Source organism: Neobacillus niacini (genome assembly GCF_046591715.1).
Lineage (GTDB): Bacteria > Bacillota > Bacilli > Bacillales > Cytobacillaceae > Neobacillus > Neobacillus niacini_L.
Genome location: NZ_JAWVNQ010000004.1, coordinates 356,035 through 372,473 on the forward strand (window position 1 = coordinate 356,035; position 16,439 = coordinate 372,473).

The window sequence follows — 16,439 nt, forward strand, 5'->3', positions numbered from 1 at the left end:
GCAGCTGACAAAAACTTTAACATAAAAAAAGTCAGATCTCACGAAAATACTGAGAATCCGACTTTATGAATGGGTCTATTATAAAAATCTACTATTATTTATACTTTCGGTATTTCTTCCTTTAACCTGTTTTAATGTCGCTACTATAAGAAAGCTAACAATCACCAATAAAAGCCATGAACTCACTTTTCCAAGATGAACGAGACTCCAGGCATCGGTTTGGTTTGGATATTCCCAAGCTCCAAAAAACGTTGCGATATTTTCAGCTATCCAGATAAAAAATCCAATGAGTACAAAAGCAAGTGCTAGTGGCATACGGTAACGAGTTCCACCAACCTCATATGTGACCCGCGATTGCCAAAAGACAATTATGACAAGAGCTGATAGCCACCAACGAACGTCAATCCAAAAATGGTGGGTGAAAAAATTCAAATAAATTGCAGCTGCAAGAGGAACAACTAATAAATACGGCGGCCACTTAACCAATTCCACCTGTAACCTCCTCCAAGCCTGGCAAAGATAACTTGCTACACTTGCATACATGAATCCGCTGTATAATGGCACTCCGAATATCTTGAAATACCCTTCCTCTGGATATGACCAGGAGCCCATGTGTGTCTTGAAAATTTCAAGCGTAAGTCCAATTAGATGGAACAAGGTGATAACCTTTAGTTCATCAAGAGTTTCAAGCCCAGAACGCACCATCCACCACTGCATCAAGAGGCAAATGATGAGCAGCCAATCATATCGCGGCAGGAAGGGAATTGGGATGATTTTTGTAAAAGCCAAAGAGGCAAAAATAACGACAGGAAACAAACATGATAAGGCCTGCTCCCAGCCAAATCGAACGAGTTGTTTTAATGCTCTCATGATCTTTGCCTCCAAAGTTTTATGGGGTGTCCTCATCACTTCGGTATTCTAAAATATCTCCGGGTTGACAATCTAAGGCCTTACAAATTGCCTCTAAAGTTGCAAATCGGACCGCTTTTGCTTTTCCATTTTTCAAAATAGAAAGGTTCGCCATCGTGATGCCAACTCTCTCCGAAAGTTCTGTTACGCTCATTTTCCTTTTAGCCAGCATCACATCAATATTGATTATAATCGCCATTTTTATCACCTCAGACCGTTAAGTCATTTTCAGATTTTATATCAATCGCTTCTTGTAATAGTCTTTGAAGAACCGCAGCAAAGACGGCAATCACCATCGACGCAAAAACAGGAACCATTCCAATAATGATAAGACCTGGTGCATCGTCTAGGTCTGCTACAAGAAAGACAAATGGTAAAATCACCACATAAACAGCACTGATTGTGATCGCACAGATTTTGATATTCTTTAGAGCTTTAACAGATAATTCAGAGAAAGCTTGGTTCTTGTCAATATAACTTAGAAGTTTAAAAGCCTGGAACAATGCAGCGAAAAATGGTATCACGGATACAAACATACCTACAACAATGGGATATAGTATATGGGCATAATCTGGATTTGCTGGATTTTTTGGTAACCACGTTAAACCATATATAGCTAAAGCAAGAACTGGAGTCCCAATCAGAAAAACAGCCATCCTTAAAAATAATGTTGACCCTCGTTTCATAAAAAGCACCTCACTAATTTATTTTCAATATGATATTAACATGTTATTTATCGTTTTGCAATAAATTATTATCCTTTCTTATTATAACCTTATCGTTACTAAGTTACACAATTTTAGGCATGAAAAAAAGCATTCCCTGATACAAGGAGATGCCTTATTCTTTCAACTATTTACGTTTAAAGCGATTACTTTTCAATTCATTAATGGAATAAAAAGTTCCCTTCCAACTAATCCCTCCCTTAATTAGTGTAATTAGGCAGGAGCGTAAAAATACATAGATTAAGATCAAAACAAAAATAGGGAATAATAGTACATCAAACCCTTTATCCTTTGATAGCTTATTAATATAAATCAAATATAAGATTAATATTAATATAATAGAAACATCATTGATAAATACATACCATCCATCAAACACCCAAATTCCCAAAAATGGAAGTAAATAAAAAACAATCATTCCCAGAATTACCCCAAATAGTACAAAAAGAGAGTAGTTAAGTCCGGCAAATATATTTTTTTCTAATCCTTTTAACATCGCTGAAAAACTTTGGTACCATTCGACCTCAATGAATTCTTTACCAATTAACACTCTTTGTTTTAGTCCTTTCTTTTTGACTAACATCCCTAATTGCAGATCATCGTCCGGTCTTAGTGCAATTTCTTTGTGTGTTCCTATTTTTTCATAGGCTTCACGGGTAAGTAGATTAAAGGCACCTACCCCAATTCCTTGTTTCGTCTGCCGATCATTATTCGGCATCCATGGCCATTTTGATAAATACAATGAAAAGATGAAAAGATGAATGAAGCCTCGAAGCCAAAATTGACGGGATTTTAAATAAGGGAGCAAAGTAAGATGATCTATATTATACTTTTGAAGATATGCCATTGCGGAACCAATGGTATCTGCAGAAAATTGAATATCAGCATCTGTAAAAAGGATATAGTTTCCACTCGCACGTAAATAACCTTGAAGTAAGGCATAATTTTTCCCAAGCCACCCTGTCGGCAGTTTATGGATATGAATGAGTTTGATTTCTTGGATATACCCTTTATTTTTAATTTCTCCCATAAATTTCTCTATATTTTTTGCAGTATTGTCAATTGAACGGTCATTTACTACGATGATTTCTACATTTACATACTTCTGATTGATTAAGGTTTTAAGTGTATGAGCAATAGATCCTTCCTCATCTTTGGCTGCAATGATAATAGATAAAAGGGGATTGTTTCTTATTTCACCTCCTACAACAGGCAATTCAGGGACGCGTTTCAACCCCCGCCAATGAATTAGAAACGTAGTCACCCAATAAGTGAACAAAATGAGAATCATAACTCCACCGCTCATGTTATTTCTCCTCTCCCACAAACTGAAATAGGAAATTTATGATATATAGTAATTATTATTATTCATTAATCTTATGCAGTAATTTTTTTATTGATTTATAAATTTTATAAGTAAACATACTAGATTTCTATGAGATTCTTCAATAATTTATAAGCCTTATGTATTCCCGCTGTGGAACAACACCCTGTAGTTGTTATAAGATTGAGTAAAGCTTCATCGTAAAATAATTTGTTAGAATAAAGGGGAAAGATGCAATGACAGAATCAAAGGATTGGAAAAATGGGGCACAAGGGCATAAATTCATCGCTTCTTTTAGTGGAGGAAAAGATAGTGTCTTAGCTTTATATAAGGCAATGAAAGCTGGAGAAGCGGTTGGGCTGATTGTCATGATGGAGGAAGAAGGAAAACGATCCAGATCTCATGGAATGCCTCCGGAGCTTATTCATGCTCAGGCAAAATCAATAGGTTTGCCCGTTTATTCTGCTGCCGCTAGCTGGAGCGAGTATGAGAAAGTATTTATTCAACTTTTAGAAAACGCTAAGAATCAAGGAGCGGAAGTATTAGTAACTGGTGACTTAGATATACCTGAACATGGTTGCTGGCATGAAAGAGTTGCGAATATTGCTGGATTAAAGCTTGGGATGCCTTTATGGGAAATGAATCATCGGAGAGCAGTAGAAGAGTTCATAAAACTTGGTTTTGTAACGATTATTGTAACTGTTAATCTATCATTAGGAATGCATGAAGACGATTTAGGGCGTGTCTTAACCCTTGATTATGTAAAAGAGCTAGAATCTCGCGGGATAGATCCCTGTGGTGAAGGCGGAGAGTTTCATACCACTGTTATAGATGGGCCAATTTTCGATTATCCTATTCCAGTCCGTAAATGTAAGATCATTCAGAACAGTGATTATGCCTTTTTGCCATTGGAACTGGATCGGGTCGACTAGTTGAAAACTTAGTGGTCATTTTTATTCAGGAACAAATAAACAAAGTCTTACTCCTGTTACTAACAAAGAGTAAGGCTTTGTTTTGCTGTGTACATAAACGTCTGCCTATAATTTAATTAATTATACTATTTTAGTAGAACGGGCAGACAACCAAGGGTCAATGGCAAAAGCAAATTGACCGGTTAAACACAAAGATACATGCCCCGCCTCCACATGCTGATAGGTTTTATCTTTACTTGAAATTAGGTCCATGATTGGAAGGCTTTGTGATTCTAAAACTAATTCATCCCTCGTGGATGTCAGCACCAAGGTACTGCATTTAATATTGGATAAATCTACCCTCTGACCGCCAATCATCATTTCACCTTTTACTAGCTTGTTTTCTTTATATAATTCATTCATCATTTGCTTAAATGCAGCACCCGAAAATGTAACGGCATCCTTCATCCATTTATCCATATTCCGCCACTTTTCAACATACTTCTGATCATGAGCCCGGGTGATGAGATTAATCGTTGGTCCGATGTTAAATCCTTGCAGCGCCATAAAGATTGCATATAAGAACTCCGAAGGTATCACTTCATAAGAATCAGCAAACCGGTCAAAATTGAGTGTCCCGTTTTGAAGTGCCTGCACCCACTTATTTGGCACAATGGCGTCACTGTAGTCAATGGGAACAGCTGCCAGAATGAGATTTTTAATTGGAAGATCTGTTCGTGATGTAAGCATGGCAGAAAGCATTCCACCTATACAATATCCAACCAAAGAGATTTCTTTTGCACTCGAATGCCTTAAGGCACGCTTTACCGCAATTTCTAAATAATCAATAATATAGTTATCCATAGTGAGGTCCTTGTCTTCCAAGCCAGGAGAACCCCAATCTAGCAAATAAACATCATATCCCATTTTTGTAAGGTTGCCAACGACGCTTCCTTCCTCAGAGATATCTAGAATATAAGCTTTATTTAATAGAGAATAAACCAAAAACACGGGAGTGGCATACTTTTTCTCCGGTGCTTGGTGATACCATAACACCGATTTATTTTTTTTCCAGACTGCTTTTCTTGGTGTAGACTTAATATCAGGCTTTGGTTCACTTAAAACTTTATAAATTGTGTTCCATCGTTGTTTCTCCGTATCAAGATTAAGAACAGGGATATTTACTAGTGACTTAACCGCCATCATTTATTCCACCTTCACCATTTTTTTCATGTCAGAACTGGTTCTTTTTTCTGCAATAGCTTCTTCATCTCATCAAACTCTTTTTGCATTTCCGATAATTTTGCCAGCTCCTGTGATGCCTTTTCCCATTCAGAATGGATATATTTGGTGTAATCAATAATTTCTCCAAGCATTTTGTTTTGCTCATTTGTTGCTATAGTAAAGCTTTCTTGCAAATTCCATAGCTGTTCTTCTAGAATATCTATTTTTTCTTCTGCTTGGATAGTTTGCTTGACCGCATTTGCAACATCATTTTTTGTTGGCAGATTCATATAATTAGCCATTAATTCCCGATTTCTTTTCAGCATCTCTATATATCTAGAATTTGCCTGAATGCCAACCTTAGTTATTTGGATCAATGGGTTGTTATTAAGGGATTGAAATAGTAATCCATTCAAACTCTTTTCCCACATTTCACTCACTTGTCTAAATGAATCAAAAGGATTATTTTCGGACATATTTTCTCACCTCTGTTTTTTATTTTGCTGCATTTAATCGACTTATTTCCAGACGATATTATGTCATTCCTCCTTATATGAATGAATACTCATTCATTATCTGTTACCTGTATTTTACATTGAATTATAGTAACTTACAATAGGGCAACTTGAAGATTCTGAAAACAAATTTTAAAAAAACTAGGAATGAATTTCGTTTGAGAAACAAAATTAATTCGAATATTTCCTTATAAAATCACCAATTTCTTTCACTGCCTTTTTGGCTTCAGGTAACTTGTTGCTTATCTGCCATACATGCCACATGCCTTTCCAAACTTTTAACTGTACCTCCACCCCTGACATACGAGCTTTTTCCGCTAGCAATTGTGCATCACTAAGTAGAATTTCTATACTTCCTACTTGGATAAACATTGGTGGAAATCCTCTTAAATCTGCAAAAACAGGAGAAATTAATTCATTGTCAAGAGACTCACCTGCTGCATAATTTTGAGCAGTTAATCGAACAAGCTCTGACCTCAAATATGGATCTTTATCGCTATTTTTACTATAGCTTTCCCCCTGACTCGTTAGATCTACCCAAGGTGACAGACATACTAGGGCACCAGGAAGTGGTTCAGATTGGTCTCTTAGTGCCAGAGTGGTCGCTGCTGATAAGCCCCCGCCTGCTGAGTCACCAGCAAAAATGATTTTTGAAGAATCATAGCCCTGCTTTAAAAGCCAACGATAGATTGTGAGAGTATCCTCAATTGCCGCCGGAAAGGGATGTTCCGGTGCCAGTCGGTATTCAGGAAGAAGGACTTTTACCCCCGCTTCAATCATGACTCTCGCAGCCAATGACCGATGTGTGTCTGCTGAGCAATAACCATATCCCCCTCCGTGCAAATAAAGAATCACCATATCACCTTTTGCGTGCTTATTTGAAATCCATTCAGCGTAAATGCCTTCAATTTGTGTTTTTTCAACCTGACAATTCTTTGGCAGCTTCGAGAATTTACGACCAAATGAATCGATAACCTCTCTGCTTTCATCAATTTTCTTTTCTTCTAATCTAAGCCTTTTTGCACCAGCTTTAATACCCTTCTTGAAAAAATAACTTCTTACACTTGGCAAAACAATCCTCCCCTTTTTTATAGTGTTATATATATATCTTATCAAATACAAGTTGCCATAGGGACGGATCTCATGGTCATTTAGTGAAATTATTGGCATCCAAAAAAACCCCTTCCCCACTTTTATTTTTAGAAAATTATTAATATTTTTTAAAAAAATGTGGTCATTTTCACTCACTGTGTTATATAATAACTAATAATAATATAACTGTTATATAACATAAGAAAAGAGGTAATGGGTATGAACAAAACAGATTCAATCGCTCGGAGAATATTAGGTTGGAAGCTAAATCGATGGGATCGCTGGTTTGATTATGAAAAGGGGATTTTTATTCATGATACTGAATTTCAACCTGAGCAAAACCTTGAGCATGCCATGTTGATAGTTAAAAGGCTTGAGGAAATCGGGTTTACTTTTTCTACGTCTGGGGAATCTGAAGTAAGCTTTAATAACTTCCGTGCAAAGGGTGAAACTTTGGCCGAAGCCATCACCAATGCGGCCTACTCCATTATTGAACAACATTCCGTCACCAACACCACTAGAATGTGGAGCACCTTGTGCTAGAAGAAATGCAGATGTATTAAAAATTAACCAAAAAATGACATTTTACACAAAAAAAGCAGGATACCTTCGTTAGGTTCCTGCTGCTGTCTATTTCATTGGGTGAATGCTTTTTAAGCACATTTTTAAATTAACTCTTCAGCTAATAAGGTATAAGAATGGATTTTGTCCTGGAAGTTCCAGAATTTAGTTTTTTCCAGTCAAAAAACGAGCCTTAAGATAATAGGAAACACCATCTTCATCGCATGTGAATTCTGTAACATCATCCGTGATTTCTTTAATGCGCTCAGATGCGTTTTTCATCGCTACCGAATAATTGACAAGTCTCAGCATTGGAAGGTCATTGTCACTATCGCCTATTGCCATCGTTTCTGTTACTGACAAATCAAAGTGTTTTAACATTTGTTGTATACCTGTTGCCTTATTCACGTTTGCTGCCATAACCTCGACATTATGATCAGACGAAATCGAGGTGGTAAAGTTGATTTCTTTCTTTAATTGCTCTAATTCTTCTTTCCAGCGTTTGATATGTTCCTTTGACTTGGCAAAGAAATAGAATTTAGAAAATTCATTTCCAACAATTTCATCTACCCATATAATTTCCTCTTTAATCGCTTCCTTACGGGAAAGCCACTCATTGATGCCCACACTTTCCGTCTTTGGTTCAGTTATTTCATTTTCCACATAGCTTTGATCCTGTTTCAAGGTGACACGGTCTGAATCATAAGGAAATAGTTCATAATAGATTTTGTTTTTTCTTGCTCTTTTAATTACTTCATCCACAAGTTTAAGCGAAAGGGAATGTTTGAAGATCACATCATCGCCAACATATCCAGCCATTCCATTGGAAGTAACGATTCCATCTACTTGAAAACCTGCAGGTACAATTCCCTCTATTTCATCGAATGCTCTGCCTGTAGCAATAAAAACATAAATCCCCTGATACCGTAATTGATCGATGACATCCTTTGTATGTATACTAACCTGATTTTTATGATTTAATATCGTGCCATCCATGTCTAAAAAAATCGCCTTTGGTTTAAATTTCAACCGTGTTTCCCCCTATATCTGAAAAAGTTCATTAAGTAAGTATACACTTAGGCCATAATCGATACAATTTAAAAACATTAAGCACTAGAGGCAAAAAAAAAGAGTAAGGATGGAAATCCCTACACTCCGTAATCATTTCTATACGCTTTTTGCATTTGGTGTGACTGCTGTAACTTTTCGTTTCTTGATCATCTGTCGAATATTCGAGATACTGAAAATTCCTAGTGCAATCCAAATACATGAAAAGGTCACTGCATGGTCCTTTGTAAAGGCCTCACCGTATAATAGTACTCCAAGGAGTAAACTAATGGTCGGGGCAATATATTGTAAGAATCCCACGAGGTAGAGCGGAATCTTTTGTGCCCCAATACCAAACCATAATAGCGGCAGAGCTGTAGCAATACCCGAACCTAGCAAAAATAAATCATCTGTTAGTGAACCTGCCGCGAAGCTATTCTGGCCATTTACTCCTAAATAAGCCAAAAACAATAAAGCAAACGGTACAATAAATAAAGTTTCTAACAGTAAGCCTAAAATAGAATCTACTTTTATTAATTTTTTAGACAAACCATAAAAACCAAAAGATAAGGCCAAAATCAGCGCAATCCACGGGAAAGTTCCTAGTGACAACGTCATATAAACTACACCGATTCCAGCAACCGTGAATGAGACTGCCTGCAATCTATTCATCTTTTCGCCTAGTACAAAAACCCCTAACAATACGGCAACTAGCGGATTAATAAAGTATCCTAAGCTAGCCTCCACTATGTGGTTCGAATTGACAGCAAAAATATAAACAAACCAGTTAATACTGATTAATAGAGAAGCAAGGAACAGTCCAAGCCATGTTTTTACTTGTTTCATCTGAACTTGAAAAAAGTTTTTTAATAGTTTTCGTTTCAAAATTCCTACAATTAGTAAAACAAAAACAAACGACCAAATGACTCGATGAGCTAGAATTTCCATCGCTGGTATTTGATCAATAAACTTCCAGTAGATTGGCAGTACCCCCCAAAATATATAGGCACCTGCAGTATAGTAAATTCCTTTTGTGTTTTCTCGTTCCATTTCCTTTTTTTCACCTAGTTTCTATTTTTCGTAATTGCTTAAACTACCCTCTAAAAAACAAATGTAATTATATCACACTATTCTTTTTATGACAGGATTATAACACTTCTCAATTACTGTAAATTTACTATTACCAATGACTCATTAACAGGAAGTATCTTCATGATAAACTTTATAAGTATGTTATTTTCCAATAAATACATAATTTTTACCAACTAGAGGAGGATATGTGTGAAACGACATAGCTTTTTTTTATTGCTGCTTATTTCTTTAGTCCTATTGGCATGCAGTAATGAAAAAGAAAATGAGACAGCCAAACCTGTTGTGAAGAAAGACGTTGAAAAGCAGGGTAATAGATTAATAGAAGTAGAGAGTATAAATTTGGAGGTAACCAAGGAGACATTGACCTCTCTCCCGCCTGGGAAACTGATGGCAGGTTTCTCATATGAAGAGGATGTTAAAGAAATAGGCACTGATATTCCTAAAATGGAACCTGCTATTAAAAACCAATTAACTGCACAACTAAAGCAAATGGCAAAAGACTCGGAAGATTTGGACATAATAAAAAAAGGTATGCTGAGTTTGCTTGCCAGTCCCCACTATAAACAGGTCATTGAAAAAAGCATTGCCTATCAACCTCAGTTTGAAGAACCATACCTGCCAGATCCTACAAAATCTGAGGGTGACGAAGATGTGGATACAGCCAAAAAGGCAATTATTTTACTTGATGCCAGTTCGAGCATGCTGATGCAGGCAGATGGCAGAATAAAAATGGATATTGCCAAGGATGCAGTTAAAAGCTTTGCGCAAACAATCGGGCAATCCAGCGAGGTTTCTCTCGTTGTATACGGCCATAAGGGCTCGGAGGCAGACGAAGATAAGTTTGAATCTTGTTCGGCCATTGAGGAGCTATATCCGATGGGTAACTACTCCAAACAAGAATTTCATGCGGCCGTTGATTCATTTGAAAGTAAGGGCTGGACACCACTAGCAGGAGCCATTCAAAAAGCGGCTGAAATGAGCAGTAGTTATTCAGAAGGAACAACCATCTACATTGTCAGTGATGGTGCTGAAACATGTGACGGTGATCCGGTTCAAGCAAGCAGAGATTTAGCTGCGAAAAACAGCAGCAATACCGTCAACATCATCGGTTTTGATGTCGACGGCAAAACAGAAAATCAATTAAAAGCTGTTGCCGAGGCTGGAAATGGCGAGTACTTTAAGGCTGACAGTCCAGAGGAATTAAAAAATACCATCCAATATGAATGGCTTCCCTCCACACTTGATCTTGCCTGGGCCTTTACCATGGCACCTGACGGCTGGGAGTTGGGTGATGAGTATAAAATCGGGGAACAGTATCCATTACAGCTATGGACCATTGGACAGCGCGAGTCACATCGTTTAAGAGATGCCATTACCATAATGAGTGAAAATAATTGGATTACAGATGAGCAGCATACAGAACTAAGAGATTGGGCAATGGATCGAAGTGAAGAAATTAAAGAAGTCTATTTAGTCCTGGCCAAGGAAAATCGCGAGAAAGCTGATGCGAAAAGCAAGCAAATTCGACAGCAGGTCGATGAATGGGTTGAAAAGATGAAAGCATTGAAAAAAGAACGTGGAGATATTTGGTAAACAGGATAGATTGAATTAATTCTTTCTTGTATTAAAACAGAAATGCTGCAGCATAATTAGCTGCAGCATTTCTGTTATTTACTTTAATATTAATGCGAGTACTTTTCTGCTCTCGATTTGCGAATATAATGGATAATGAATGTCACAATAAATGAGGCAACCAAGAAACCGATGAAAATTTCGTTTGCAATATGAATGTCCACTAGCGTTAATCCCATTTTTACCGCTATAAAGGTAATCAAAATATAGGCAGTTGTCTCAAGCTCGGGAACCCTGTCCATTAATGCTATGAAGAAGGTAGCAACACCCCTCATGAGCAGGATTCCAATCATCCCCCCAAGTAAGATGACCCAAACTTCTTCAGATACCGCAAGAGCAGTCAAAATACTATCGACAGAAAAGGCTAAATCCATAAGTTCTACTGAGATTACTGTTGCCCAGAAGAATCCTAATGTCTTTACAAGCCAGCCCTTTGGCTGCAGCTGTTCATCCTCTTCTCCTGCATCCTTGTGAAGAAGCTTGTCCTTAAAGAATTTAACTGCAAGCCACAACAAGTATAGGGCACCTATTAATTTAATCCACCACAATTTAATTAAAAATGTTCCTAAGCCGATAAAAATAAATCGGAAAATATAAGCTCCCCATAGTCCGTATACCAAAGCTTTCTTTTGCTGTTCTTTTGGCAATGGCTTAACAAATGCTGACAATACCAATGCATTATCTGCGGATAAAATACATTCAAGTACGGCTAAGGAAAGGATTAACCCCCAAGCCTTTGGTGAGGTTAATACCTCTGCCCACATATGCCAATCTAACATTGCTGCATAAGTTGATACAATTCCTTCCCACATTGTGCATTTCTCCTTTTAGTTGTACCTCTAGGTTCATTATTCATTTCTTTCGAATCATTAGTCACTAAACACTGTCCATTTTTTCCAGCAATTTATTTAATTTTTTTAGACCATTAATGATTTCGTGTAATGATTGGTCTGTTTCACCTTGAATAGTATTAGAAATTTTCTCGATTAATTCCTGGTTAATTTCCTCTACCACACTTTTACCATGATCTGAAAGAGCAACCTTGACCACTCGTTCGTCCCCTTCATCTCTAACACGTACAATTAGTCCCTTACCTTCAAGCTTTTTGCACATGGTTGATATATTGGTTCCCGCAATATGTAACCGTTTGGCTAAGGATCCGATTGTGTGCGAACCATGCTGCTCTATTTCTAGCAGGATTCTCCCCTGTAAAGTGGTAATCCCATGGTGTTCACATAGAGAAATAATCAAATTACTTGTTTTTTCGTTTATTTGTCTGGTATAGCTCCAGAGGATATTTTTTAGATAAATTACATCCATGCTGACCTCCTGCTAAATATGATTTATAATATACATGATTTATATATATTATAAATCATATGCTTATTCCAATCAAATCGTTTTTTAAATGAGTATTTATTAAGAGTAGTTCAAACAATAATGGTATTCCGTAATAGGAGGAATTTCATTGGAACATACTTGGCTTTCTCTTTTTCCATTTATTATAGTTATTGCCATGTCCATCTGGTTGAAAAACATCTTACCAGGTCTAGTCGTTGGACTTGTTGCAGGTTCTTTGATTTTCACATCAGATTTATTAGATGGGACCATTCAAAGTGTTACCTATATGGTCACTACCTTGTCAGATGAAACCAATATTAAAATTATTGGGTTTCTCTATTTATTTGGCGGTCTTGTGGGAATGATGAACATTTCAGGAGGAATTAAAGGTTTTTCAGAATGGGTTGGGACAAAGATTAGAAATGAACGGGGACTGCTTGGGTTAATCTGGCTCACCCTGCCATTTACCTTTATGATGCCGATGTTTCGGATCATGATGATTGGACCTGTTGTCAAATCCCTTGCAAAAAAATTGAATGTTTCGAAGCAAAAAGTCGGACTAACGATGGACATTTCGACCGAATCTGTCATTGTCCTCTTACCAGTCGCGACCGCATTTGTTGGTTTCATGGTTTCCTTAGTGGAAGGCAGTATACACGATTTGGATTTTGGTATGTCTCCATATGAAGTATTTTTACTAAGTATTCTATTTAACTTTTTTGCCATAACAACGCTTATCATTGGATTGATCCAAACCTTTTGGAATCGCGGTAAGAGTGACTCGAATGTAAAAGGTACACAGGAGCAGCTAGAAGAGGAAGAACATGAATTTCACAGAATAGGAATTAAAAAAGAATTGTCGATGGTGAAAGCTCAGCCTTGGAACTTGATTGTTCCTGTTTTTTTACTGTTAGGGTTCTCATTATTTTTGTTATGGCAGGATGGTAAGAGTAAAGGAGCAAAAACCGTTTTTGATGCCTTTTCTATTGCTGATGCCACCTTTGTCATGCTTTTAGCTGTCTTTATCACCCTGATCCTCTCTTTCATTTTTTATATTATTAGACGACAACACCTAAGTGAGTTATTGTATCATTTTTATGATGGCGGCAATCAGATGATGGAGGCTATTAGCCTGCTCGTCTTGATATGGTCATTAACTCTATCAGCAGAGGACCTTGGTTTTTCAAACTTTATTAGTTCCACCTTAGGTACATTTTTACCAGCATGGTTAACACCTGCTACAATCTTCCTGCTAGGTTCTGTTGTGGGTTACTTTATCGGATCCTCGTGGGGAACTTGGGGATTATTTATGCCCTTGGGCGTTAGTTTGGCCGTCTCAACCGGTGCATCTATCCCCTTAACGGTAGGTGCTGTATTTGCCAGTGGTGCCTTCGGAGCATTGGCCTCACCTTTAGGTGATACCACCATTACGACCGCCTCCATTATGGATTTACCAATCGTCGAGTATGCACGATATAAATTAAAGGTTTCTGTCATCGGAGGGGTCATATCCATCGTTTTCTATCTTGCAGCCGCCTTTTTAATTTAATAACCTTACATTTTGGACAGCTATCGTAATTTTTAAAAATATGCATAACTACACATTTGTAAATAGAGAACGCCCTTAGAAAAGGCAGAATAGCTTTCTTAGGGCGTCGTTTTTTTGAAGCAGAGAATAAACCACACAGCTTGGATTTTTTAATCTTGCATTGCTCCAGCCTCACGGGAAGTCATTGCACCTTGTCCCTGGCTTACATCTTTTTGAATTTGTTGTTTTACTTTTTGTGGATCCGTTCCGGCATATTCTGGCCTAATAATAGAGTTCATGTTATTTCTATCTGGTTGTTTTGGGTGCATAATCGTCCTCCTTAATTATGTTATTTTTTTCCAATCACTACACTCTCCCCTTTTTACTTAAAGTTCATTTGTGATAGTTTTTCCTAATACAAGCCTATTATTAATAGCTTAATAAAAAGGGATGAACGATGAGGTATTTAATTTAAAAAATCTTCTAGTTTATCTGTGGGAACAAGATTATAAATTCTGTCCCAATCCCCTTTTCACTTTTCACTTGTATTTTACCCTTGAAAGATGTGATGATTTGATAACTCACCATCATTCCCAGCCCTGTCCCGCTTTCCTTTAAAGAATAGTAAGGAGATCCAAGCCTGTCCATTTGCTTTTTGGTCATTCCAGTTCCTTGGTCCTTAATGGTAATCTTAATATATTGATCTTCAGTTGCATGACAGGTAACCCAGACAGTTCCACCATTTGGCATTGACTCTATTGCATTTTTCAAAATATTAATCAATGACTGGTTCAATCTTTGAGGATTTGCATAAATCATACAGTCTTCTGAAATATCCGTTTTAATTTCAACATTCCTGTTAAGCGTGTAACTTTGTATAATATTTACTACACGTTGAATTTGATAACCGGTGTTTATTCTTTCCTTATCATCTGTTGATGGTTTTCCAATAGATAAGAAATCATTAATAATTTCATTTGCACGATCTAATTCATCAAGGGATATCTGAATATATTCCTTCTTTTTATCAGGCAGATCTGGGTCGTTTAAAAGTTGCAGAAACCCGCGGGTTGCTTGCATCGGATTTCTAATCTCATGAGCAAACACACTTGTTAGTTCACCAATAATTCGTAATTTTTCTGATTTTTGCATTTCTAATCGCAGCTGATGTATGTCTCGAATGGATTCAATTAACAGAGTGAAACACCAAGTCACTGTCACTGCGAAAATTAGATGAATGATTGGTACGGTAAGATTCTCTTTGGAAAATCCTCTTAAGATACCTAACCAAGTTAAGCCCACTGCACAGTAGTAAAAAGAAAGGCTCACTGCTATTTTAACCCTCATATCTTTTTTCGAATGGGCAAATGATCTTTGAAAATATAAGATGACGGGCAGGGAGAACAGTAAGACAAGGACGGTATTATAAAAACCTAGATCGACTCCAAAGGAAAATCGATATAAGATGATAAGTGCTGATAAGACGATTCCTGGAAAAAACCCACCATATAACGTACCTAACACCAGAGGAATAACCCTTAATTCCAAGCGGGTATTATGTCCAAAAACCACAGGAAAGGACATGCAGCCTATGATTGAAATCCCCCATAAAATAGTCATAATTATTTTTCTATTCTCAGTATTTTTTACCCTTTCTGTAATAAAAGTGTTATAAATAAATATGGGAATTGCCATAAACGTAAGCTGCAGTAAAAAATCCTTTATTATACTCATCTTCGATACCTTCCGCATCTCTTCAATTTCTTATCCTGCAATATTCGCGTTCATTAAACTACAATGTTCCATTTCACCAATCAAAAATTTCAGTTTCATTACATTACACATTATACTTCAACATTACCATAATTTGTCGACCTTTGTATTATTAGAATGGAAACGTTTTCTAATAATATCCTGCTATTATGTAAAATCACACTTCAATTAGGCAGGATATGGTATGATTATAATAATTAGTTAACCACCTACAATAATAGGTTTACATAACAACGGTTAAACCTTTCGAAATGAGGGAAAATAATGTTTAAATTGAGAGGTCATCATCTATTTTGCCTTTTAGGCTATCGGGGTATGGGCTATTCTGAAGAATATGTAGAAAATATGACAGTTCTCCACCAAACTTTGAGAGAAAATCCCAAGACAAGAATACAACTTGTAAAGGGTCCGGATCAGTTGTGTGAAAAGTTTCCAAACTCAGGTATATACCACTGTCAGAATGACAATATTTATGTAAGAGATGCTGCAATCTTAGAAAAATTAGGGCTAAAAATCGGACAAATTGTGAAGTGGGAGGACATTGAATTGCTCATCCAAAAGAACATCATTCCCTCCGATCTTCAACATATATGTAATTCATGTTCTTGGAGATCATATGGAGTTTGTGAAGAAGGTATACAAGAAATTCTTGATGGGAAAGGCTTAAGGAAAGTTAAATAATTCTCCCTCATCTAATAGAATCTTAGTACAGCAAAAATCAGTATCTTTCAAACTATTCAGAATGGATATACTTCACAAATTCAA

The 16,439-nt window shown here is 36.9% G+C and carries 18 protein-coding genes; 5 read left to right on the forward strand and 13 right to left on the reverse strand.

From position 1 onward, the window contains the following. Positions 1–78: 78 nt before the first annotated feature. The 4 genes from SFC47_RS13980 to SFC47_RS13995 all read right to left on the reverse strand — a co-directional run bounded on the left by SFC47_RS13980 (position 79) and on the right by SFC47_RS13995 (position 2,940). Entirely contained in the window at positions 79–870 is a 792-nt protein-coding gene (locus SFC47_RS13980; RefSeq protein WP_411254901.1) for a DUF817 domain-containing protein, read from the reverse strand. A 19-nt stretch (positions 871–889) separates the two neighbouring features. Beyond that, on the reverse strand, positions 890–1,108 hold the full coding sequence (locus tag SFC47_RS13985) for a helix-turn-helix domain-containing protein (RefSeq protein ID WP_063251737.1): 219 nt from the start codon (positions 1,106–1,108) through the stop codon (positions 890–892). A 10-nt stretch (positions 1,109–1,118) separates the two neighbouring features. After that, complete coding sequence (locus SFC47_RS13990) at positions 1,119–1,595, reverse strand: DUF2975 domain-containing protein (RefSeq protein WP_411254902.1); 477 nt, start codon at positions 1,593–1,595, stop codon at positions 1,119–1,121. Between the two features lie 166 nt (positions 1,596–1,761). Beyond that, positions 1,762–2,940 carry a glycosyltransferase family 2 protein gene (locus SFC47_RS13995; protein WP_411254903.1) on the reverse strand — a complete coding sequence of 393 codons (1,179 nt, stop codon included), beginning with the start codon at positions 2,938–2,940 and terminating at the stop codon, positions 1,762–1,764. 254 nt (positions 2,941–3,194) lie between these two features. Between SFC47_RS13995 and SFC47_RS14000 the strand changes: the two genes are divergently transcribed. Further along, complete coding sequence (locus SFC47_RS14000; protein ID WP_411254904.1) at positions 3,195–3,890, forward strand: Dph6-related ATP pyrophosphatase; 696 nt, start codon at positions 3,195–3,197, stop codon at positions 3,888–3,890. Between the two features lie 120 nt (positions 3,891–4,010). Here the strand turns inward: SFC47_RS14000 and SFC47_RS14005 are convergent, their stop codons facing one another. From SFC47_RS14005 to SFC47_RS14015, 3 genes are all read right to left on the reverse strand, one after another. After that, positions 4,011–5,075 carry an alpha/beta fold hydrolase gene (locus SFC47_RS14005; RefSeq protein WP_411254905.1) on the reverse strand — a complete coding sequence of 355 codons (1,065 nt, stop codon included), beginning with the start codon at positions 5,073–5,075 and terminating at the stop codon, positions 4,011–4,013. A gap of 23 nt (positions 5,076–5,098) precedes the next feature. Further along, on the reverse strand, positions 5,099–5,569 hold the full coding sequence (locus SFC47_RS14010; protein ID WP_411254906.1) for a polyhydroxyalkanoate biosynthesis repressor PhaR: 471 nt from the start codon (positions 5,567–5,569) through the stop codon (positions 5,099–5,101). Positions 5,570–5,779: 210 nt separating this feature from the next. Beyond that, entirely contained in the window at positions 5,780–6,679 is a 900-nt protein-coding gene (locus SFC47_RS14015; protein ID WP_411254907.1) for an alpha/beta hydrolase, read from the reverse strand. Between the two features lie 240 nt (positions 6,680–6,919). On the opposite strand from SFC47_RS14015, the gene SFC47_RS14020 reads away from it, so the two are divergent. Beyond that, positions 6,920–7,243: a BC1872 family protein gene (locus tag SFC47_RS14020; protein ID WP_411254908.1), complete on the forward strand. Its 324-nt coding sequence runs from the start codon at positions 6,920–6,922 to the stop codon at positions 7,241–7,243. A 183-nt stretch (positions 7,244–7,426) separates the two neighbouring features. Here SFC47_RS14020 and SFC47_RS14025 read toward each other — a convergent pair whose 3' ends face one another. Together SFC47_RS14025 and rarD are read right to left on the reverse strand one after the other, a co-directional pair. Next, positions 7,427–8,290 carry a Cof-type HAD-IIB family hydrolase gene (locus SFC47_RS14025; protein ID WP_411254909.1) on the reverse strand — a complete coding sequence of 288 codons (864 nt, stop codon included), beginning with the start codon at positions 8,288–8,290 and terminating at the stop codon, positions 7,427–7,429. A gap of 138 nt (positions 8,291–8,428) precedes the next feature. Then, on the reverse strand, positions 8,429–9,358 hold the full coding sequence (gene rarD, locus SFC47_RS14030; protein WP_411254910.1) for an EamA family transporter RarD: 930 nt from the start codon (positions 9,356–9,358) through the stop codon (positions 8,429–8,431). Positions 9,359–9,589: 231 nt separating this feature from the next. Between rarD and SFC47_RS14035 the strand changes: the two genes are divergently transcribed. Then, positions 9,590–10,993, forward strand: coding sequence for a vWA domain-containing protein (locus tag SFC47_RS14035; RefSeq protein WP_411254911.1), 1,404 nt, complete (start codon positions 9,590–9,592; stop codon positions 10,991–10,993). Positions 10,994–11,082: 89 nt separating this feature from the next. On the opposite strand, the gene SFC47_RS14040 is transcribed toward SFC47_RS14035, so the two are convergent. Together SFC47_RS14040 and SFC47_RS14045 are read right to left on the reverse strand one after the other, a co-directional pair. Next, a complete protein-coding gene (locus SFC47_RS14040) occupies positions 11,083–11,844 on the reverse strand; it encodes a TerC family protein (RefSeq protein WP_411254912.1) in 762 nt (253 codons plus the stop codon). 64 nt (positions 11,845–11,908) lie between these two features. Next, entirely contained in the window at positions 11,909–12,352 is a 444-nt protein-coding gene (locus SFC47_RS14045) for a MarR family winged helix-turn-helix transcriptional regulator (RefSeq protein WP_411254913.1), read from the reverse strand. 148 nt (positions 12,353–12,500) lie between these two features. Here SFC47_RS14045 and SFC47_RS14050 point away from each other — a divergent pair, with 148 nt between their 5' ends. After that, a complete protein-coding gene (locus SFC47_RS14050) occupies positions 12,501–13,922 on the forward strand; it encodes a Na+/H+ antiporter NhaC family protein (RefSeq protein WP_411254914.1) in 1,422 nt (473 codons plus the stop codon). Between the two features lie 149 nt (positions 13,923–14,071). Here the strand turns inward: SFC47_RS14050 and SFC47_RS14055 are convergent, their stop codons facing one another. Continuing rightward, entirely contained in the window at positions 14,072–14,230 is a 159-nt protein-coding gene (locus SFC47_RS14055) for a hypothetical protein (protein ID WP_411254989.1), read from the reverse strand. Positions 14,231–14,384: 154 nt separating this feature from the next. Further along, on the reverse strand, positions 14,385–15,653 hold the full coding sequence (locus SFC47_RS14060) for an ATP-binding protein (protein ID WP_411254915.1): 1,269 nt from the start codon (positions 15,651–15,653) through the stop codon (positions 14,385–14,387). A 285-nt stretch (positions 15,654–15,938) separates the two neighbouring features. Between SFC47_RS14060 and SFC47_RS14065 the strand changes: the two genes are divergently transcribed. Beyond that, a complete protein-coding gene (locus SFC47_RS14065) occupies positions 15,939–16,355 on the forward strand; it encodes a DUF1284 domain-containing protein (protein WP_411254916.1) in 417 nt (138 codons plus the stop codon). Positions 16,356–16,439: the final 84 nt, after the last annotated feature.